Source organism: Aeromonas sp. SCS5 (assembly GCF_001887375.1).
Lineage (GTDB): Bacteria > Pseudomonadota > Gammaproteobacteria > Enterobacterales > Aeromonadaceae > Aeromonas > Aeromonas jandaei.
This window is the reverse complement of the sequence record NZ_LFCS01000002.1, coordinates 50,775-71,320: the sequence shown is the minus strand read 5'-3', so window position 1 is coordinate 71,320 and position 20,546 is coordinate 50,775. Positions and strand designations below refer to the sequence as shown.

Sequence of the window (20,546 nt, the reverse complement as noted above, 5' to 3'; positions counted from 1 at the left end):
CGTGAACAGACGCAACTTCCTCAAATTTGCCTCCGTCGGCGCGCTGGCAGCCGGGGCCACTGTGCCCGGCACAGCCCTGGCGGCTGCCAAAAACAAGCCACCCATTCCCGGTGCGCTTGGCATGCTCTACGACTCCACCCTCTGTGTCGGTTGTCAGGCCTGCGTGGCGGAGTGCCAGCGCCTTAACGGCAACCCGGCCAATCCGGCGGGCGAGCAGACCTGGTCCAACAACGACAAGCTGAGCCCCTACACCAACAACATCATTCAGGTGTGGAAGAGCGGCGCGGGCGAGCACAAGGATCAGCTGGTGGATGGCTATGCCTACATCAAGAAGCAGTGCATGCACTGCGTCGATCCCAACTGCGTCTCCGTCTGCCCGGTGCAGGCCCTTAAAAAAGATCCCAAGACCGGCATCGTTCACTACGACCCGAGCGTCTGTACCGGTTGCCGTTACTGCATGGTGGGCTGCCCGTTCGACGTGCCCAAATATGACTACGACAACCCGCTGGGGGCGATCCACAAGTGCGAGCTCTGCAACCAGAAGGGGCTTGAGCGGATTGATCAGGGTAAATTGCCCGGCTGTGTCGAGGTATGCCCGACCGGTGCCGTTATCTTCGGCACCCGCGAGGAGCTGATGGCCGAGGCCAGGCGTCGCCTGCTGGCCACCCCGGGCAGCGAATATGCCTACCCGCGCCAGACCCTCAAGGCCAACGACCCCTACCTGCACGAAGTGCCCAACTACCAGCCTTACGTCTATGGCGAGAAGGAGGGGGGCGGCACCCAGGTGCTGGTGCTGGCTGGGGTGCCCTACACCAAGCTCGACATGCCCGATCTGCCGGAGCTCTCATCCGGGGCGCGCTCGGAGCATATCCAGCACACCCTCTACAAGGGGATGGTGCTGCCCATGGTGGTGCTGACCGGTCTCTCCGTGCTTATCCGTCGCAACACCAAGAATGGCCACGATCATCACGATGGTCACGATCAGAGCAAGGGGACATCGGTCGATCAAGGGAAACAACAGGGGGGCAAGGATCATGAGTAACCACAAGGCACATCCCCTTGGCGGCAAGCTGGTGAGCTGGCCTGTGCTGGTGCTGGCACCCTTTGCGGTGCTGTGCGGCATGCTTATCCTCAAGCGCCTCATCTTCGGGCTGGGCTCGGTGACCGATCTGAACGGGGGTTATCCCTGGGGTCTCTGGATCTCCTTTGACCTCTTGATCGGTACCGGTTTCGCCTGCGGTGGTTGGGCGCTGGCCTGGGCGGTTTACGTCTTCAACCGGGGCGAGTATCACCCGCTGGTGCGACCGGCTCTGTTGGCGAGCCTGTTCGGTTATTCGCTGGGCGGCCTCTCCATCACCATCGACGTCGGCCGTTACTGGAACCTGCCGTACTTCTACCTGCCCGGTCACTTCAACACCTCCTCGGTGCTGTTCGAGACGGCGGTCTGCATGACCATCTACATCGGGGTGATGGCGCTGGAGTTTGCGCCCGTGCTCTTGGAGAAGTTCGGCTGGAAAACCTCCATGGCGCGACTCAACAAGATCATGTTCTTCATTCTGGCGCTGGGGGCACTGCTGCCCACCATGCACCAATCCTCGATGGGCTCGTTGATGATAGTGGCGGGGGAGAAGATCCATCCGCTCTGGCAAAGCTATGAGCTGCTGCCGGTTTTTTCGCTTCTGACCGCCTTCATCATGGGCTTCTCCATCGTGGTGTTTGAGGGCTCTCTGGTGCAGGCGGGGCTGGCGGGGCGTGGCCCTAACGAGAAGCCGCTCTTCTACAAACTGACCCAGGTGATCGACATCTTCCTGATCCTGTTTGTGGCGCTGCGCTTTGCCGAGATCGTCATCCACGACAAGTCGGAGTACCTCTCCGAGTTCAACCGCTACTCCATTCTGTTCTGGAGCGAGATCGCGCTGATGATCTTCCCGCTGCTGGTGTTCCACTGGGACAAGAGCCGCCGGGACTCGCGCATGCTTTTTCTGGGGGCCCTCAGCATGCTGCTGGGCGCAGCCCTCTGGCGACTGGATTACTCCCTGATCGCCTTCAACCCCGGCAATGGCTACCACTACTTCCCCTCCGCGACGGAGGTGCTGATCTCCCTTGGCTTTGTTGCCATCGAAGTGTGTGCCTATTTGCTGCTGATCCGGCTGTTGCCGGTACTGCCATCACTTGAACGTGTTCACCAAGATTATCAGGCCCGAGGGAAAGCCAACGTATGAGCCAACGTATCACCATAGACCCCATCACCCGTATCGAGGGTCACCTGCGTATCGACTGCGAAATCGAAGGCGGCGTTGTCACCAAGGCCTGGTCGTCCGGCACCATGTGGCGCGGGATGGAGGAGATCGTCAAGGGCAATGACCCGCGCGATGCCTGGATGATAGTGCAGCGTATCTGCGGGGTGTGTACCTCCATTCACGCCATCGCCTCGGTGCGGGCGGTGGAGAACGCCATCGGCGCCAAGGTGCCGGTCAATGCCCAGTACATCCGCAACCTCATCATCGCGGCCCACAACATCCACGATCACATCGTCCACTTCTATCAACTCTCCGCGCTGGACTGGGTGGACATCACCGCGGCCCTTGAGGCCAATCCGCAAAAAGCGGCGGACATGCTCAAGGGGGTATCGACCTGGTCCCTCAACAGTGCCGACGAGCTGACCAGGGTGCAGGATAAAATCCGCGCGCTGGTAGCCAGCGGCCAGCTTGGCATCTTCGCCAACGGCTACTGGGGTCACAAGGCGATGAAGCTGAGCCCGGAGGTGAACCTCATCGCCGTGGCCCACTATCTGCAGGCACTGGAGTGCCAGCGCGATGCCAACCGCATCGTCGCCATTCTCGGCGGCAAGACCCCCCACATCCAGAACCTGGCGGTGGGTGGCGTGGCCAACCCCATCAACCTGGATGCGCCGAGTGTGCTCAACCTGGAGCGGCTGCTCTACGTGAAGAGCTTTATCGACCGGCTCGGCGAGTTTATCGAGCAGGTCTACAAAGTGGATGCCGCCATCATAGCCGCCCACTACCCCGAGTGGCTGAACCTGGGGCAGGGGGCCAAGCACTACCTGAGCGTGCCGGAGCTTCCCACCGACGGTAACGGCGGTAGCTTCCTGATGCCCGGTGGCTACATCGAGAATGGCAATCTGGCGGGTTATCGCCCCATCGAGAGCCATCAGGATGGCTGGTTGATGGACGGTATCGCCGAGAGTAGCAAGCACGCCTGGTACAAGGATGACGAGCCCCTTAAACCCTGGGAGGGCAAGACCGAGCCCGATTACACCGGCTGGCAGGATGACGGCAAGTACTCCTGGGTCAAATCCCCCACCTTCTACGGCAAGGTGGTGGAGGTGGGGCCGCTTGCTGACTTGTTGGTGAAGCTGGCCGCGAAGCACCCGGAGACGGTGGCGCACTTCGATCAGCTGAACGGCATCTACAAGGCGCTCACCGGCTCGGCCATCAAGACTGAACAGCTGCACTCCACCATGGGTCGCATCATCGGTCGCGCGGTGCGCTGCTGCGTGCTCAAAGATACCCTGTCCCATCAATGGAAGGCGCTGGTCGACAACATCGGCAAGGGGGATACCACCGCCTATATCAAGGCCGAGATCCCGGCGGATAAAGAGTTTCGCGGGGTGGGCTTTGAAGAGGCGCCGCGTGGCATGCTCTCCCACTGGATTGTCATCAAGGGCGGCAAGATCGAGAACTATCAGGCGGTGGTGCCGTCGACCTGGAACTCGGGCCCGCGCAACTTCAACGATGAACCCGGCCCCTACGAGCAATCGCTGGTAGGCACCCCGGTGGCTGACCCTGCCAAGCCGCTGGAAGTGGTGCGCACCGTCCACTCGTTCGACCCCTGCATGTCCTGCGCTGTGCATGTGGTGGATACCCAAAATGGTGAAACGACTCAGGTGAAGGTGCTGTGATGAACACCCTGATCCTGGGCGTGGGCAACCTGCTCTTGAGTGATGAGGCCGTCGGCGTGCGCATCGTTGAGGGGCTGGGGCGCGAATACCGTTTCCCCCCCGGCATCGAGCTGCTCGACGGCGGTACCGCCGGCATGGAGTTGCTCGAAGCGATGGCCAGTCGCGATCACATCATTCTGGTGGATGCGGTGCGCAGCGGTAATCCGCCGGGCACAGTGGTAACCCTGAAGGATGAGGAGATCCCGACCCTGTTTGGCCGCAAGATCTCCCCCCATCAGCTGGGGCTGGCGGATGTGCTCTCGGCGCTGCACATGACGGGGGAGTCGCCCAAGCGGCTCACCCTGATCGGGGTCGAGCCCGAATCCCTCGAACCGCGTATCGGCCTCACCCCTGTGGTGGTGGCTGCCATGGGTGAGGCGACGGATCGGATTTTGACCCTGCTGGCTGCCGTTGGTGCGCCCGCCATTGTGCTCTCTGAGCAGGAGAAAGCTGAACAAGCACGGGAGGGCCTATGGCGCAGTCTCATTTAAGCGAGCTTGATGCTGTGAAGGAGCGCGTGCAGGAGTTTTCGGGTTTTGTCAGTAATCCCGCGCCCCTGCTGGTAGCCCAGTACGAGCGGATCGCTCGCGAAGAGATGCAGGCGCTGCCCTTCTATCACGCCACCATGCCCATTGTGGCCGAGTGCACGTTGTTTGAAGATCAGTGGCTCGGCTGCGTGCTCACCCCCTGGATGTTGAGCGTGGTGGTGCTGCCGGGGCCGGATCAATTGTGGCCGGTGCGCAGCAGCAGCGATCGGCTCGCCCTGCAGCTTCCCTGCGGCAACATGACCTTTATGGTGGGTGAATTGCCCGAAAGTGGTCAGTTGCTGGCCAGCTCCCTGATGTCGCCGCTCGATCCCCATCTCGGGGCCAGGGAGGGGCGCGCACTGGTGGGCAGTACCCTCAAGATGCTGCTCTCCTTGCCGGTGCAGCAAGGGGCTGGCGGCGTGGATCTGGGCCGCAGACGGCTATTCGGTGCCCGGCGCGGTCAACCGGCATAGTCGCTAGGTTTCACGCGAAATCAAGTTTAGAATAGGGGGCCATTTTGGCCCCTCACTCCCATGTTCAGACACGCATTCCACCTCTTTTTTGAGTGATGATCCGTGAGTGGTACAAAACAAGAAGGATCCCCATGACTGTTCCACGCAATTCCCTTCGCCATTACGCTAGATCCAGCGCTGCCGCCCTGTTGACTCTGCTGCTGGGCACTGCCTCTCACGCGGCGCTGGCCGCTGCCCAACCTGTGCCTGCCGAGCTCAAGCTCGCCATCGGAGCCGAACCCACCGAAGGGTTTGACCCTCTGCTTGGCTGGAGCCACGGCAGCTACCTGCTGTTGCACAGTCCGCTGCTCAAACAGAATGCCGATCTCAGCTGGCAGAATGTGCTCACCCAATCGGTGACCCCGAGCAAGGATGGCAAGGGGTGGCTCATTACCCTCAAGCCTGACCTGAAATTCTCCAACGGTGCACCGCTCACCGCCGAGGATGTGGCCTTTACCTACAACAGCGCAGCCAAGGGTGGCGGCAAGATCGACATGGGCAACTTTGTCTCGGCCAAGGTGCTCTCGCCCACCGAGGTTGCCATCACCCTGAGTGCTCCCCAGAGCACCTTCGTCAACGTGCTGGGATCTTTGGGGATAGTGTCGAAGCGGGATTACGACGCAAAAGCATATGCCCAAAAGCCGGTCGGTGCCGGCCCTTACCGGCTGGTGAGCTTCCTGCCCGGCCAGCAACTGGTGGTGGAGGCGAACCCCTATTACGCTGGCGGCAACAATGACTTCAAACGGCTGGTGTTTGTCTTTATCGATGAAGAGAGCGCCTATGCCGCGGCCCAGAGCAGCCAGCTCGATGTGGTGCGCATTGCCCCGTCACTGGCGCCCACCGTACCTGCTTCCCTCAAGCTGTGGGTGCGGCCGAGTGTCGAGAACCGCGGTATCGTCTTCCCCATTCCGCCTGCGGGCGGTAAGGATGCCAAGGGTTATCCCATCGGCAACGACGTGACCTCGAATGTGGCGGTGCGCCGCGCCATCAACTACGCCATCGACCGCAAGCTGCTGGCCGACCAACTGCTGGAAGGACATGCCATCCCCGCCTACAGCGCGGTGGAAGGCCTGCCTTGGCTGAACAAAGCCACCGCCTTCAAGGATGGCGATGCTACCCACGCCAATGTCCTGCTAGACGAGGCGGGTTGGAAGATGGGCAGTGACGGCATTCGCCACAAGGGCTCCCTGCGCGCCGCCTTTACCCTCTGGTACACCAGTGGCGACAGCACCCGCCGGGATTTGGCGGAAGCGGTGCGCGCCATGCTCAAACCCATCGGCCTCGAGGTGAGCCTCAAGTCCGGCAGCTGGGAGCAGGTGGAGCGGGAGATGCACGCCAACCCGGTGCTGATGGGGTGGGGGAGTCTGGATCCCATGGAGCTCTATCACCACTACCAGAGCGGCTCCGGTGGCGTGGAGTTCTACAACCCGGGCTACTACAGCAACCCTGTGGTGGATGGCCACCTCAAGCAGGCGCTGGATGCCCCGAACTGGCAGGCGGCCGTGCCGTTCTGGCAGCAGGTAGAATGGGATGGCAAAACTGGCGCCGGAGTGCAGGGAGATGCCGCCTGGGCCTGGCTGCTCAATGTGCAGCACACTTATCTCGCCAACCGTTGCATCGACCTTGGCAAGGGGGCGCCGGAAATTCACGGTAGCTGGTCACTCCTCAACAACCTGCAGGATTGGCGGTGGACGTGCCGTTAAGTTTGCCCTTGAGTCACTCTGGTTATCTGTTGCTAAAAGCCCTGCTGCGTCTGGCAGGGTTGTTATGTCTGGTCTCGGTCGCCACCTTTGTGCTGCTGAGCTACTCCCCGATTGACCCCATCAAAGCCTATATTGGCAACGATCTGCTCCATGTGCCGCCGGAGCAGTACGCCCGCATAGCCGCCCGCTGGGGGCTGGATCAGCCGCTCTGGCTGCGCTACTGGCACTGGTTTACCCAGGTGCTGCAGGGGGATCTCGGTTACTCCATGCTCTACAACGCGCCTGTAGGTGAAGTCATAGGCCAGCGCTTTGCTGCCTCCTTCCTGCTGCTGGCGGGTGCCTGGCTGCTCTCCGGCTTTTTCGGCATTCTGCTTGGCCTCTGCGCCGGTCGCTATCTCAATCGCTGGCCCGATCGCCTGATTTGCCGGTTTGCCTATCTGCTCGCCTCCCTGCCCACCTTCTGGGTCGGCCTGTTGCTGCTCGCCCTGTTTGCGGTGCACTGGCCGCTACTGCCAGTCTGCTGCGCCTGGACGCCGGGGCTTGCTGCCGATGAAGCGGACTGGTTGATGCGATTGCGCCATCTGCTGCTGCCGGTGACTACCCTGGCGCTGCTCGGGGTGGGCAACATTGCCCTGCATACCCGGGGGCGGGTGGCCGAGGTGCTGGAGAGCGACTTTATCCGCTACGCCCGCGCTCAGGGGGATGGCGGCTGGCCCATGCTGCGTTTTCACGTGCTGCGCCACGCCCTGACCCCGGCGCTCTGCCTGCAGTTTGCCTCCCTTGGTGAGCTGATTGGCGGATCGCTCTTGGCCGAAAAGGTCTTCTCCTACCCGGGGCTCGGCCAGGCCACTGTGGATGCGGGGCTGCGGGGCGATATCCCCTTGCTGATGGGCATAGTGCTCTTCTGCACCCTGCTGGTCTTTATTGGCAACACGGTGGCCAGTTTGCTGCTGGCCCGCATCAATCGGGGCTGGGAGGGTGAGCATGCTGTTTAATCCGCTTCCCTCCATACTGCGGCTGGGTTTTGCCCTGCTCGGATTGGCGCTGCTGGCCACTTACGGCTGGAACCTCTCTCATCAGGATGTGCCGATGGATCTGCTGGCGCGCCAGCAGCCTCCCTCGCTGACCCACTGGTTCGGCACCGATCAGATGGGGCGGGATCTCTGGTTGCGCGCCTTTCAGGGCACCCTCACCAGTCTGGAGCTTGGCATCAGCACGGCTCTCTGCAGTGGCCTGTTGGCCATGGTGGCGGCAAGCGTATCGCTCGTTCACCCCAGATGTGATGCGGCGGTGCGAATGGTGATCGACGCCATGCTGGCGCTGCCCCATATGCTGCTGCTGATCCTCATCTGCTTTACCGTGGGGGGCGGTATGCGCGGGGTGACCCTGGCGGTGGCGCTCACCCACTGGCCCAAGCTGGCGCTCATTCTTTGCGCAGAAGCGCGGCGGATCGCCTGCAGCGACTATGTGGTGCTGGCCCGCTGTCAGGGGATGGGGGCGCTGCGTCGCTGGCGCATCCACCTGCTGCCGGGGCTGTTGCCCCAGTGGTTTATCGGCACCCTGCTGATGTTTCCCCATGCGGTGCTGCACAGCGCGGCCTTGAGCTTTCTCGGTTTCGGTCTGGCGGCCCACGAGGCCTCGCTGGGCCTGCTGCTGGCCGATGCGTTGCGTTATCTGGCCGGTGGCGGCTGGTGGCTGGCCCTCTTCCCGGGGCTGATGTTGCTGCTGCTGGTATTGCTGTTTGATCAGGCTACCCGCGCCTTGCAACAGCTGCTGTGGCACAGGAGTGAACCATGCTGAGTTTTGATCAGGTGACCATAGAGGCGGCCCACTACTCCTGGCTGGGGCGGCGCAGCTGGCAGCCTTTGCTGACCGATATCAGCCTGCAACTGGCGCCAGGGGAGATAGTGGCGCTGGTGGGGGGGAGCGGCGAGGGCAAGAGCCTGCTGTTGCAAAGCGCTCTGACTCTGCTACCGGACAACCTGCGGATGCGCGGCACCATCTCCCTTGATGGCACGCCTCTGTGCGATGCCAGCCGCGCCCGTCTGCGCGGTCACACCCTCTGCTATGTGCCACAGGGGGTAAGCGCCCTCAATCCATTGTTGACGGTGGAGCGTCAGCTGGGGCGTGCGGCACGTCTCTGCGGCCAGAATTGTTCTCGCGAGCGGCTCGGCGAGCAGTTGCTGCGCTATCAGCTGCCCGCGACCACCCTGGACAGATTCCCGCGCCAGCTCTCCGGCGGCATGGCCAAGCGCATTCTGGCCTGCACTGCGGCGCTCGGTGGTGCCCGCTACATTCTGGCAGACGAGATCACCGCCTGGCTCGACGAGGGGCTGGCCTGTCTGCTGCTCGGCCAGTTGCGTGAATTGGCCAATCAGGGCAGCGGTATCCTCTGGGTGACCCACGATCTGGCGCTGGCGGCCCGCTTTGCCGATCGCATCGTGGCGCTGCATCAGGGGCAGGTGAGCGATACCTTGAGTTGCCATCATCTGCGCCAGGGGCAGGGGAGCGAGATGCTCCGCGCCCACTGGCAGGCGCTGCCCGAGTTCAATGCGCTCTTCTCTGTGCCGGAGGTCTCCTGATGTTGGAAGTACGAAATCTCACCATCGCCCAGGGGGAGCGACCCCTCTGGCAGGGGTTATCGCTGACGGTGAAAGCGGGCGAACGGCTCGGCATCTCCGCCCCGAGCGGTTATGGCAAGACCACGCTGGGGCGGGTATTGGCGAGTTGGCAGCCTGTTCGGGCAGGCGGGCAGATCCTGCTGGATGGGCAGCCGGTGCCTGAACAGGTAAAAGGCTATAACCCCATCCAGCTGGTGCCCCAGCACCCGGAGCTCACCTTCAATCCCTATCGCACCACCGGGCAGGCGCTCTGGGATGTATGGCGCCCCGATGACGCCATGCTTGCCCGCTTTATGGTCAAGCCTGAGTGGCTCAGTCGTAAACCCGGCCAGCTCTCCGGCGGTGAGCTGGCCCGCATCGCGTTGCTGCGCGCCCTCGCTCCCCGCACCCGGTTGCTGATTGCCGATGAGGTGACCGCCCAGCTGGATCCGCAAATCCAGCGCCAACTCTGGCGGGAGTTGATGGTTGAGTGCGAGCAGCGCGGGCTTGGCATGGTTATATTCAGTCACCAGCAGGCGCTGTTGCGTCAGATCTGTCATCGGGTGCTGCGCTTTGGTGAGATGCAGCCCGTGACTGGTGTATTGGCTGAAAATGCGGCCTGAGGGTTAGTTCCCCCTCATCCCCAGCCCTTCTCCCGCAAGGGGAGAAGGGAGCATAAGGTGCCATTTCGCCAGGCTCGGGGTTTAGGGTTTGGAGAACCTCGAGGTGTGAAAATATGGCTGGTTGTTATGCTCGAAGCCCCCTGAGGGGCTTGAGGGCGTTGTATAGCCGCGGCATCCACAAACCGGTTCCCTCTCCCTGGGGAGAGGGCCAGGGTGAGGGCGCGCGAGTATGAAACGCTGACCATTCTGTACAGAGAGAATCGTTGGCAAAGCGCGCAGATAAAAGAGAGGGAGGCATCAGCCTCCCTCTTTTGTTTTCTACCGTTATCAGCGGCGTTTAACCGGTTCAGGCACTGGCCAGCCAGTTGAGCCAGGCATCCATCCCTTCACCGGTAGTGGCGCTGACCTGGATCACCTGAATATAGGGGTTGACCCGTTTGGCGTTCTCGATGCAGCGGGCCACGTCAAAGCTGACGTAGGGGAGCAGATCGATCTTGTTGATCACCATCAGCTGGGCGGCGGCGAACATGTCCGGGTATTTCAGCGGCTTCTCTTCCCCCTCGGTGACGGAGAGGATTGCCACCTTGTACTTCTCGCCGAGATCGAAGCTGGCGGGGCAGACCAGATTGCCCACGTTCTCGATAAAGAGAATGCCCCCTTCATTGGCGGGCAGCTGGTGGCAGGCGTCGTGAACCATTTTGGCGTCCAGATGGCAGCCCTTGCCGGTGTTGATCTGCACGGCAGGGACGCCGGTGGCACGGATGCGATCCGCATCGGCGCTGGTCTGCTGATCCCCTTCGATCACAGCGCAGGGGCGTTTGTCGGCCAGCTGGCGCAGGGTTTCGCACAGCAAGGTGGTTTTGCCTGAACCCGGGCTCGATACCAGATTGAGCACCAGCTGGTCGGCGGTTGTGAAGTGTTCGCGGTTGTGGGCCGCCAGCGCATTGTTCTTTGCCAGCACATCCATCTCGATGGCGATCAGCTGGCGCTGTCCCATGCCGGGGACCGATAATCCCGCTTCCCCTTTGCCGTAGTGCAGATCACCCTGCTGATGGTCATGGTCATGGTCATGGTCATGGTCATGGTCATGGTCATGGTCATGGTCATGGTCATGGGGATGCGCGTGGGAATGGCCGTGGTCATGAGAGTGGACATGATCATGATGATGGTCGTGGGGGTGATCATGGTGGTGCTCATGGGGGTGATCATGCCCCTCATGGCTTATGGGAGCCCGCACCCCGTGGTAGTGGTGATGGACATCCCCCTGATGGTGATAGTGGTGGTGAATGATCAGGGTGCGCGGCGCGCTCTGCTCGTGGTCATGGTGGTGATTGGCGTCATGACCATGTTCATGGTGATGTTCATGTTCGTGATGATGCTCATGATCATGCTCATGGCCGGCGATCCGCGCCTGGCCGCATCCGCATACGCTACACATATCAACTTACCTCGATGTCGGTGATGCGCAGGTTATCACCCTGCGCGACTCGTAATTTGTATCCGCCACACCCGGGGCAGGCCTGCCCGCGCTCGGTGAGGGTGACCGTCTGGTTGCAGTCATAACACCAGGCCTCTGCCGCCTGGCGTTGAAAGTGCAGCTTGGCCCCTTCGACGGCGGTGCCCTTGGCGGCCGCCTCGAAACAGAAGGCAATGGTGTCCGGGTCGACGCAGGAGAAGCTGCCGACCTCGAGCCAGAGGGCGGTCACCTTGGTAAAGCCCCGCTGGGTGGCCTGTTCGGCCGCCAGATCGATGGCGGCCATGGCCAGAGACATTTCGTGCATGGTGACTCCTTAACCGATATGGGGAGGAGCAGTGACTCCTCCCTGTAATTGACGAAACGGCATGGCTGCTCAACAGATCCGCGGCAGCAGCTCCCCTTGCGGCAGCTCCAGATAACGGCGGCTACCCCAGGGGTTGTTGAGGATCACCTTGTGGCGATCGCTCGCCTGAACCACGCCGATCTGGCTGGCGGCGGAGTTGAATTGCCGCAAGATGCCCAGTGCGTCCTGCGCCTGTTCGGCAGGCAGGGCCAGCACCATGGTCCCCTCGTTGGCGAGATCATGGGGCTCGAAACCGTAGAGCTCGCACAGGCCGCGCACCGGATCGCACACCGGAATGGCGGACTCCTCCAGCTCGATGGCAACGCCGGAGGCACTGCTCCACTCGTTGAGCACGGCGGCAAGGCCACCGCGGGTAGCGTCGCGCAGGGCGTGAGGGGTAATGCCCGCTTTTAGCAGCGCTTCTACATGCGGCCACAGGGTGGTGCAGTCGCTCTTGAGATCAGATCCCAGTTGCAGGGCGTCACGGGCCATCAGGATGCAGGCGCCGTGGCTGCCGATATCCCGCGACACCAGGATGGCGTCACCGGCCTTGAGGCTCCGCACCGAAATGCCCCGGCTCTGTTCAGGCAGAGGGAAGGTGCCGACCCCGCTGGTGTTGATAAAGATCTTGTCGGCGGCCCCCTTGGGCACCACCTTGGTGTCGCCGCAGACGATGCGGGCGCCGCTGTTGGCAAGCTCGGCCGCCATCGACTCGACGATGCGGGCCAGATCGGCGTAGGGGAAGCCCTCCTCGATGATAAAGCTGCAGCTCAGATACTCGGGTTTGGCCCCCATCATGGCGAGATCGTTGACCGTACCGGCGATGGCCAGCTTGCCGATATCGCCCCCCTCGAAGAAGAGCGGCGAGACGGTAAAGCTGTCGGTGGTGAAGGCGACGGGGCCGCTTACCGGCAGCAGGGCGGCATCTTCACCGCGCAGCAGGATCTCGTTGCCAAAGTGGCGAAAGAAGAGCTGGTTGATCAGCTGGTTCATTTCTACACCGCCGCCGCCGTGGCTTAACTGAATTTCTCTCATTGGATCCCCATATATCGGTAGTAGGCATTGCAGGCCCCTTCGGAGCTGACCATGCAGCTGCCCATGGGCTGGGTCGGGGTGCAGCCCCGGCCAAAGACTTTGCACTGGTTCGGTTTGGCCAGGCCGCGCAGGATATCGGCGCACTGGCACGCCTTGTGGTCATCGATGGGAGTCTGATCAAGCTGGAAGTGACGCTCCGCATCGCGCTTGGCAAAGGCATCGCGCAGGCGCAGGGCGGAGGCGTTGATATCCCCCAGACCTCGCCAGCGAAAGTGCTCGCGGGTCTCGAAAAAGCGCTCGACCAGCTGCTGGGCGGCTTTATTGCCACTGGCGGTGACGGCGCGGCTGTATTGCACCTCCAGCGCGTAACGACCCTCCACCTTCTGGCGCACCATCATCAAGAGCGCCTCCATCACATCCACCGGCTCGAAACCGCTCACCACCACCGGCACCTGATAGCGATCGACGATGGGCAGGTAGATATCGGCGCCGGTGATGACGCTGACGTGGGAGGGGCCGATAAAGGCGTTCACCTTGGCGACCCCGTCGGCCATCACCGCATGAATGGCGGGGGGCACCAGCACATGGTTGATATGAAACAGCAGGTTCTCAATCCCCTCAGCTTCAGCCGCAGCCAGCAAGGCGGCGGTCATGGGGGTAGAGGTCTCGAAACCGATGGCGAAGAAGACCACGGTTTTCTCCGGATTCTCTTTGGCGATACGCAGGGCATCGAGGGGGTCATAGACCGGGCGGATATCGCTCCCCTTGGCCCGCTGCTGGGCCAACGTGCCTTTGGAGCCCGGCACCCGGATCATGTCCCCCAGGGTGACCAGAATGACGCTGGGCTGGCTAGCCAGCTCGATGGCCTGATCGATGCGCTCTTTTGGCATGATGCAGACCGGGCAGCCGGGGCCGTGGACAAACTCGATGCAGGCGGGCAGCAGCTGGTGCAGGCCGTACTTCATGATGGTGTGGGTATGGCCGCCACACACCTCCATCACCCGCAGCGGCTCGGGCAGATCCTTGGCCAGTTCTGTAATTTGGGCGGCGAGGGCACGGATCACCTCGGGCTGGCGAAAGCCCTGAAACAGGTCATTTAAGGTCAGCATGGCAAGATATCCTGTTTGGGCATCAGGGCCACCATCTGGCGGAAGCTCTCGAGGCTGGCCTGCGCCTCCTCTTCGTCAATCTTGCTCATCACAAAGCCGATGTGGAGCAGCACATAGTCGCCCACCTGGAGGGGCTCCTCGAGCAGCATGCAGCTGACGCGCCGCTGCACCCCCAGGGTATCGACGGTGACGCAGTTATCTTCGGGGTGCAGCTGCACCACCTGAGAGGGGATGGATAGACACATGGATTTCAGGACTCCGACAAGGTGGCACAACCGGTTGTGACAGGCTGATGCGTGGCAAGATGGTGGATGGCAAACCAGAGCTGACCGGCGGCGATGCCACCGTCATTGAGCGGCAGGGTTTCGCTGGTCAATACCTGCCTGCCAGCGGCTTCGAGAGTGGGAACAAGCTGATCCATCAGCACCCGGTTTTGAAAGACGCCCCCCCCCAGCGCCACCGGATAGCCGGGGAAGCGCTCGGCCAGGGCAACCACCAGATTGCTGATGGCGCGGATAAAACCGGCGGCCAGGCTGGCGGTGGCGGTGCCTTGGCGCCGCTCGTTGACAAGGGTATTGATGAGCTCGGCCCACTCGATCTGCAGCGGCCCTTCCGCTGATTGGCTGAGATCAAAGGCAAGGGGGAAGGGCGCTTCATCGGGGGCCAACTGCAAGGCGGCTGCCTCCAGCAGGAGTCCCGCTTCGCCCTCGTAATCCGGGGTATCGATCACTCCCAAGAGCGCCGCCACCGCATCGAACAGCCGACCGATGGAGCTGGTGTAGGGGGTGTTGCGACCCAGCTGCCAGAGCTGGTGCAGATTGCTGATCCGCTTAAGGGGCAGTTGCTTGATCAAAGGAATATCGAGGGCGCTGATCTGCTCAGGGCTGTGCGATTCAAACAGCAGCCCCAGCAGCTGACGTACCGGCTCGCGGATGGCCGCTTCGCCGCCGATCAGCTTGAAGGGGGCAAGGTGGGCAACCCGCTCAAATCCCTGAACGTCTGCGATCAGCAGCTCTCCGCCCCAGAGGGAGCCGTCATCGCCAAGGCCGGTGCCATCGAAGGCAACACCCAGCACCGGGCCCGTGATGTTGTGCTCGGCCATCACCCCCAGCAGGTGTGCGTGATGGTGCTGCACCTCGAGATGGGTTGCACCCTGATCCTGGCAATAGTCCTTGGCCCACTGGTGGCTGAGATAGCCCGGGTGGCGATCCGAGACCAGAACTTCGGGCTTGAGATCGTAAAGATCGCGAAAGGTCGCCAGGGTCTGCTCGAAGTGCTCCTGCATCGGCAGGCTGTGCAGATCGCCGATATAGGGGCTGTAGATGCGCTGGCGGCCGAAGGCGAGCGCCAGCTGGTTCTTCTGTTGCGCCCCGACAGCCAAGAGCGGCGCCTTGACCGCCTCTTGCAAGCTGGGGGTGCAGGGGGCATAGCCCCGGGCGAGGCGCAACGTCTGGCGTCGCCCGCCCGCCCACTGCACCAGACTGTCGTCGCACGGGTGCAGGATGGGGCGGTTGTGATCCAGGATGCCGTCAATCTCGCTGCCGAGCTCCCTGACCACCGCCTCGCACTCGATAAGGATTGGGCTGCCGCGACCATTGGCGCTGGTGGCTATCAGCGGCATGGCGCAGGCATCCAGCAGCAGCTGATGGAGCGGGGTATAGGGGAGCATGATGCCAAGGTAGGGGATGCCGGGGGCGATCCCCTCGGCCAGCGGCGCGGTTGTCAGTAGGGATTCTGAGTGCCGATCATCGTTAATGCGCTTGCGCAGCAAGGTGATGGGTCTGGCCTGAGAGGTGAGCAGATTCCACTCTGCCTCGCAGCCGGTGACATGCAGTTTGGCCTCGGCAAGGGAGCCCATCATCACCGCCAGCGGCTTGCGCGCGCGCCGTTTGAGCGTTCGCAATCTGGCGACACTCTGTTCATTGCGGGCATCGCATATCAGGTGATACCCCCCCATCCCCTTGACTGCGATCAGTGCTCCCGCTTGCAGGGCGCGGGCAGCGGCCTGCAGGGCCTCTTCGCGTTCGGCCAGCGCATTTCCATTGCCGCTGAGCCAGCTGAGATGGGGCCCGCACTCGGGGCAGCTCACCGGCTGGGCGTGGTAGCGTCTGTCCAGCGGGTTTTCATAGGCCGCAGCGCAGCGCGGGCACATGGCAAAGCCCGCCATGGCGGTATGGGGTCTGTCGTAGGGGAGGCGGCGGATAATGGTGTAGCGCGGACCGCAGTGGGTGCAGTTGGTAAAGGGGTAGTGGTGGTGGCGATCCGCAGGGTTGGCCACATCGTTGGCGCACGCCTCGCACATCCCCTGATCCGGCGAGATGGCGACCGTGGCGGCGCTTTGCTGCTGGCTGGCTTTAATTCGAAACTGGCCATGAAATTGGCCATCGAAGTCGGGATCATGAGCGAGGGGCAGTTCCCGCTCGCTGAAATGATCGATACGGCTCAGCGGTGGTGCCAGTTCCCGCAGTTCGCGGGCAAAGCTGGCCAGCTGCTCGGGGGAACCCTCGGCACCTATGGTGACGCCATTGGCATCGTTCAGCACATAACCGGCAAGGTCGTGGCGCAGCGCCAGCCCATAGACGAAGGGGCGAAAGCCGACCCCCTGTACGATGCCGTCGATATGAAATTCGCGGCGTAGCCGGTTGGCCACAGGATTGGCAGAGCCAGAGGGGGAGATGGTGGCGCTCATGCCGGCTCCATCTCATCTTGAGTCTGCGGTAAACGCAGCACCCGGCGCTCGTTCTCCTCGCGCCGCACCCAGCCATCCATCTCCATGCGCAGGCAGAACGGAATGGCGTATTTGCGCGACAAGCCGGTGATCTCCTTGAGGGATGCCATGTCGATCAGATCTCCCACCTGCTGGCCCGCCAGCACGGCGGCGACCATCTGGTTGTAAAGCTCGGCGTCGTAGTAGATGGGGCCATCGAGCTGCACCAGATACTTGAGTCGCGCCAGATTGCGCAGCTGCTTTTGCAACGCGCCTTTTTGTAGCAAGCCCTGCTGCAGGGCCGCGGGCAGCTGGCGGGTGATAAAGGGATCCAGCTCCACGCCGCCGGGGCCCAGTTTACCGGGCTCGTAACCCTCCTTGCCTTGATCTCGCACCACCTTGAGCACCAGCTGCGCCTCTTCCCCCAGATCATCTTCCGACTCGCCGCTGCCCGGTTGCCACTTGTCATGGTGCAGACGAATGAGCTGCTCGCTTTTGAGCTGCTGGAGCAGGGCCTGAGTGACCGGCAGGGCGATGCCAAAGCGGGTTGCCAGCTCGGCGGCACTCAGCGGTTCGCTGGCCAGCGTGGCGAGCAGCTGGTCGCGGCTTTGGGCCAGCCAGCAGTTATCCAGCAGCCACTCACCGAGGGGGGTGACCTGCTCTGGCCGCTGGTCAAAGCGGCTGGCCAGCACATAGCCATTGAGGCCAAGCTGCAGGGTGGCCGGGTTGTAGTGCTCGAGCTCATCAGGCAGCTCACCGAGCAGGGTGTGCAGCGCCTTGCGTCTGGCGGGGTGGATGTCGCCGCACCAGACGATGCGGGCGCCGTGCAGCAGTTCGCTGCTGCCGTGGCGAATGATGGCGAGCGGCTGGCCAAAGAAGCAGGGGATGGGGTTGGTAAAGATCAGCCGCGCCAGCCGGGTATCCTTGATGGGCACGAAACGGGCCCGGCCATGCCAGCTGCCGAGGGCCACTTCCACTTCCTGCGTGCGTAGCGCCTTGCCGCTCAGGCTCTCGGCGTTGAGTCGCACGATAAGGTGGGTTGCCGCCTCGCACTGGCCAGCGGCGTTGGTGAGGCAGTGACCGCGGGCCACCTCCTTGTGGGGCACTTTTTTAAGGCCCACCGCCACCCGACAGACGGCACCAATTTCATCAACGCTCTGGTGATAGGCCTGCAGGGAGCGCACCTGCACCTCCCGATCGGCGGGGTAGAGGCGCAGCTTGTCTCCCACCTTGAGGCTGCCCTGTTGCAAGGTGCCGGTAAGCACGGTACCGGTGCCGTTGGCGGTAAAGACCCTGTCTACATACAGTCGCGGGGCGGCCTGTTCGAGGGAAGCATGATGCTCAGCCATATCCCCCAGCTGGCGCACGATGGCGGTGTGCAGGGCAGCCATATTGGCGCCGGTTTTGGCGCTGACGCTGACGATGTCGGGCACCATGCCGCTCTCGTCCATCACCCGCTCCAGCAGGCTCTCTTCCAACAGCAAAAGCTCGTCGGGGGAGACCAGATCGCACTTGTTGATGCAGACCAAGAGGCGTGGCACCCCCATCGCCTTGAGCAGGCGCAGGTGATCGCCGGTCATCGGCATCCACCCCTCGTCGGCGGCAATCACCAGCAGCACCAGATCCAGACTCCAGAGCCCTGCCACCATATTGCGGATATAGCGCTCGTGGCCGGGCACGTCGATGACGCCTATGGTGTTGCCCTGACCGTCGTCAAAGTGGGCAAAACCGAGATCCTGGGTCATGCCGATAGCCTGCTCGTGGGCGCGGGCGGTGGTGATGCCGGTGAGGGTCTTGATCAGCAGGGTTTTGCCGTGATCCACGTGGCCGGCAAGGCCGATAACGGCGCGATAGGGGGTCATGGGATCAAAGCTCCTCGCTCGCATTTGTTGTATTGAACGGGGCAGGCAGCAGCAATTCCTTGAGTTGGGCGATCAGCAATTCCATCTCGGTCGGCAGCAGGGTGGCCATATTGAGCAGCACCTTCTGCTGGCGCACGGTGGCGATGACCGGGACGGGGAGTTCGCGCAGAGCATCGAGCAGCTGCTGGGCCGGGCGCGGGTCGGTACATTCGAGCGCAGGGGCCGGGTAGAACTCGTCCGGCAAGGTGCCGCCACCTACCACCAGCTGGGCGGGGACCGGCACAAAGCAGCCGGGCAGGGCGGCCATCAGCTGGGAGGCTCTCGCCTGCATGGCGGCCGGGTTGCTCAACGTGCGCTGGGCAATACCCTCACCGATGGGGGATTTGTTGAGCTTGTGGATGAGCAGCCGTTCGAGCAGGGAGTAGACGATGCGGCTCGGGCGGAAGGTACGCATCATGGGGTGTTTTTCCAGCCGCTTGATAAGATCGCTGCGGCCACTGATGATGCCCGATTGCGGGCCGCCCAAGAGCTTGTCGCCTGAGTAGCAGACCAGGTCTGCCCCCGCCTTGATGTACTGGCGCACCGAGGTTTCATCCGGTGCAAACTCTTCGGTGGTCAAGCCCGACCCCTGATCCACCGCCAGCACTACATGTTCGGGGAGGGCGCGGGCCACCTCGCCGATATCGGGGGATTCCGTAAAGCCGCGAATGGCGAAATTGGATCTGTGCACCATCAGCACCAGCGCGGTCTGATCGGTGATGGCATCGAGGTAATCTTTGGCGGTAGTGATATTGGTGGTGCCCACCTCCACCAGTTTGGCACCGGAGAGGGCCAGAATATCGGGAATGCGAAAGCCGCCGCCAATCTGGATCTGCTCGCCACGCGAGACGAGCACCTCGCGCCCCTTGGCCACCTCCTGCAGCAGCAAAAAGAGCGAAGCGGCGTTGTTGTTGACCACCAGCGAATCCTCGGCCTGGGTGAGGCAACGGAGCAGGGGGGCGATCAGCCCCTTGCGCCCGCCGCGCTTGCCGGTGGCGAGATCCAGCTCCAGATTGTTGTAGCCGGTGTTGATGTCACGCACCTCGTCCCACAGTTCGCTACAGAGCGGCGAACGCCCCAGATTGGTATGCACCAGGGTGCCGGTGGCGTTGATCACCCGGGTCTGACGCTGGCGCAACTGCTGCCGGCAGCGCTTGGCAATCAGTGCCTCGATCTGCTCGGGGGCAACGCCATGCTGGCGAAAATCTTCGCTCTGGCGCAGCTCGCTCAGGGTGTCGCGCACCGCCTGAGTCACCAGCGGGCGGCTCAGCGCTTCGATAAAACCGGTGAGAAAGGGTTGCTGCAGCAGCTGTTCCACTTGCGGCAGACGGCGCGTTGGTTGCTGGCTGGGCTGTTGCTGAGAATCTGGCTGTGAATCGTCGGCAGCCGTACCTGATGCGGGCTGGCGATGGGGGATGGCTGGCGCGTGAGACGAGTTCGGCATGGGATTACCAGTGCAGTGCGTGGGTTCGGGATGCGTACCGGTTTGCCGATAGAGAGGCCGAGCTGACGGGTTATGGCACTGCTGGCGATTTGCGGATGAGTGCAAACTGGATGCATAAATGAGCGGGTATAAATTAATGCTGCATCGATGCTGATAAATTAATTTTTGGCCAGCGAGATAACCTGGGTTCGGATTATATTGGCAAGCGGCAAGCACCTTTTTTAAGGTATTACTTCAAACATATTGAACAAACAATGGAAATAACATCCAGGCCGAAGAATTCAGCGAGAGAGTATTTGTTCAATAGATGAATTTGGCGGAAGAGGCAGGAATCGAACCTGCCAAAGCCTTCTCGGCTCACATCGGTTTTGAAGACCGAGGAGGCCACCAGACCCCATCAACTTCCGTAACGGTCGCCATTTTGTGGCAAATTTCTGTGACTGGCAACGCTTTTTTTGTCATAAAAAATCGAGAGTTAGCGATTTTTTGAAAAAATCAAAGAACCTTGTTTTATATCAAGTTCAGCACAATTAGCCCGATGTTTTTAATTTAACATCGGGCCTCGATCACATTGCCTGAACCGTCGGTCAATAACGGTCGTTAA

The 20,546-nt window shown here is 62.1% G+C and carries 19 protein-coding genes and 1 tRNA gene; 11 read left to right on the top strand and 9 right to left on the bottom strand.

Features of this window, described 5'->3' with window-relative positions:
- Nucleotide 1: 1 nt before the first annotated feature.
- The 10 genes from hybA (at nt 2) to BS300_RS01895 (ending at nt 9,926) form a co-directional block, all read left to right on the top strand.
- Complete coding sequence (gene hybA, locus BS300_RS01940) at nt 2–1,042, top strand: hydrogenase 2 operon protein HybA (RefSeq protein ID WP_071910430.1); 1,041 nt, start codon at nt 2–4, stop codon at nt 1,040–1,042.
- On the top strand, nt 1,035–2,222 hold the full coding sequence (gene hybB, locus BS300_RS01935; RefSeq protein WP_033115848.1) for a Ni/Fe-hydrogenase cytochrome b subunit: 1,188 nt from the start codon (nt 1,035–1,037) through the stop codon (nt 2,220–2,222). Before hybA ends, hybB begins: the two co-directional genes overlap by 8 nt.
- Complete coding sequence (gene hybC, locus BS300_RS01930; protein ID WP_071910428.1) at nt 2,219–3,922, top strand: hydrogenase 2 large subunit; 1,704 nt, start codon at nt 2,219–2,221, stop codon at nt 3,920–3,922. The genes hybB and hybC overlap by 4 nt, the downstream gene beginning before the upstream one ends.
- Nucleotides 3,922–4,452 carry a HyaD/HybD family hydrogenase maturation endopeptidase gene (locus BS300_RS01925; protein ID WP_071910426.1) on the top strand — a complete coding sequence of 177 codons (531 nt, stop codon included), beginning with the start codon at nt 3,922–3,924 and terminating at the stop codon, nt 4,450–4,452. Before hybC ends, BS300_RS01925 begins: the two co-directional genes overlap by 1 nt.
- Nucleotides 4,434–4,961: a hydrogenase-2 assembly chaperone gene (hybE, locus tag BS300_RS01920; RefSeq protein WP_071910423.1), complete on the top strand. Its 528-nt coding sequence runs from the start codon at nt 4,434–4,436 to the stop codon at nt 4,959–4,961. Before BS300_RS01925 ends, hybE begins: the two co-directional genes overlap by 19 nt.
- 131 nt (nt 4,962–5,092) lie before the next feature.
- Nucleotides 5,093–6,703, top strand: coding sequence for an ABC transporter substrate-binding protein (locus tag BS300_RS01915; RefSeq protein WP_071910421.1), 1,611 nt, complete (start codon nt 5,093–5,095; stop codon nt 6,701–6,703).
- Nucleotides 6,688–7,698, top strand: a complete 1,011-nt coding sequence (locus BS300_RS01910) for an ABC transporter permease (RefSeq protein ID WP_071910419.1) — start codon at nt 6,688–6,690, stop codon at nt 7,696–7,698. The genes BS300_RS01915 and BS300_RS01910 overlap by 16 nt, the downstream gene beginning before the upstream one ends.
- Complete coding sequence (locus BS300_RS01905) at nt 7,688–8,503, top strand: ABC transporter permease (RefSeq protein WP_071910417.1); 816 nt, start codon at nt 7,688–7,690, stop codon at nt 8,501–8,503. The genes BS300_RS01910 and BS300_RS01905 overlap by 11 nt, the downstream gene beginning before the upstream one ends.
- Nucleotides 8,497–9,285, top strand: a complete 789-nt coding sequence (locus BS300_RS01900; protein ID WP_005333358.1) for an ATP-binding cassette domain-containing protein — start codon at nt 8,497–8,499, stop codon at nt 9,283–9,285. Before BS300_RS01905 ends, BS300_RS01900 begins: the two co-directional genes overlap by 7 nt.
- Nucleotides 9,285–9,926, top strand: a complete 642-nt coding sequence (locus tag BS300_RS01895) for an ATP-binding cassette domain-containing protein (protein ID WP_071910415.1) — start codon at nt 9,285–9,287, stop codon at nt 9,924–9,926. Before BS300_RS01900 ends, BS300_RS01895 begins: the two co-directional genes overlap by 1 nt.
- Nucleotides 9,927–10,272: 346 nt before the next feature.
- On the opposite strand, the gene hypB is transcribed toward BS300_RS01895, so the two are convergent.
- Nucleotides 10,273–11,151: a hydrogenase nickel incorporation protein HypB gene (hypB, locus tag BS300_RS01890; RefSeq protein WP_204378236.1), complete on the bottom strand. Its 879-nt coding sequence runs from the start codon at nt 11,149–11,151 to the stop codon at nt 10,273–10,275.
- On the opposite strand from hypB, the gene BS300_RS21465 reads away from it, so the two are divergent.
- Nucleotides 11,032–11,388, top strand: a complete 357-nt coding sequence (locus BS300_RS21465; RefSeq protein WP_239693789.1) for a hypothetical protein — start codon at nt 11,032–11,034, stop codon at nt 11,386–11,388. The genes hypB and BS300_RS21465 overlap by 120 nt on opposite strands.
- On the opposite strand, the gene hypA is transcribed toward BS300_RS21465, so the two are convergent.
- From hypA to BS300_RS21280, 8 genes are all read right to left on the bottom strand, one after another.
- The gene (hypA, locus tag BS300_RS01885; RefSeq protein ID WP_071910411.1) at nt 11,366–11,707 is read right to left on the bottom strand and encodes a hydrogenase maturation nickel metallochaperone HypA; all 342 of its coding nucleotides are present in this window, start codon (nt 11,705–11,707) and stop codon (nt 11,366–11,368) included. The two genes, BS300_RS21465 and hypA, sit on opposite strands and share 23 nt — an antisense overlap.
- A 69-nt stretch (nt 11,708–11,776) precedes the next feature.
- Nucleotides 11,777–12,781: a hydrogenase expression/formation protein HypE gene (gene hypE / locus BS300_RS01880; protein WP_071910409.1), complete on the bottom strand. Its 1,005-nt coding sequence runs from the start codon at nt 12,779–12,781 to the stop codon at nt 11,777–11,779.
- Nucleotides 12,778–13,890 (bottom strand): hydrogenase formation protein HypD, encoded by a 1,113-nt coding sequence (gene hypD / locus BS300_RS01875; protein WP_071910407.1) that lies wholly within the window; start codon nt 13,888–13,890, stop codon nt 12,778–12,780. Before hypD ends, hypE begins: the two co-directional genes overlap by 4 nt.
- On the bottom strand, nt 13,884–14,135 hold the full coding sequence (locus BS300_RS01870) for a HypC/HybG/HupF family hydrogenase formation chaperone (RefSeq protein WP_040065728.1): 252 nt from the start codon (nt 14,133–14,135) through the stop codon (nt 13,884–13,886). Before BS300_RS01870 ends, hypD begins: the two co-directional genes overlap by 7 nt.
- A gap of 5 nt (nt 14,136–14,140) precedes the next feature.
- A complete protein-coding gene (gene hypF / locus BS300_RS01865) occupies nt 14,141–16,579 on the bottom strand; it encodes a carbamoyltransferase HypF (protein WP_071910405.1) in 2,439 nt (812 codons plus the stop codon).
- A complete protein-coding gene (gene selB / locus BS300_RS01860) occupies nt 16,576–18,459 on the bottom strand; it encodes a selenocysteine-specific translation elongation factor (RefSeq protein ID WP_071910403.1) in 1,884 nt (627 codons plus the stop codon). The genes hypF and selB overlap by 4 nt, the downstream gene beginning before the upstream one ends.
- Nucleotides 18,460–18,463: 4 nt before the next feature.
- Entirely contained in the window at nt 18,464–19,942 is a 1,479-nt protein-coding gene (gene selA, locus BS300_RS01855; protein WP_071910401.1) for an L-seryl-tRNA(Sec) selenium transferase, read from the bottom strand.
- A 314-nt stretch (nt 19,943–20,256) separates the two neighbouring features.
- Nucleotides 20,257–20,348, bottom strand: a tRNA-Sec gene (locus BS300_RS21280).
- Nucleotides 20,349–20,546 lie beyond the last annotated feature (198 nt).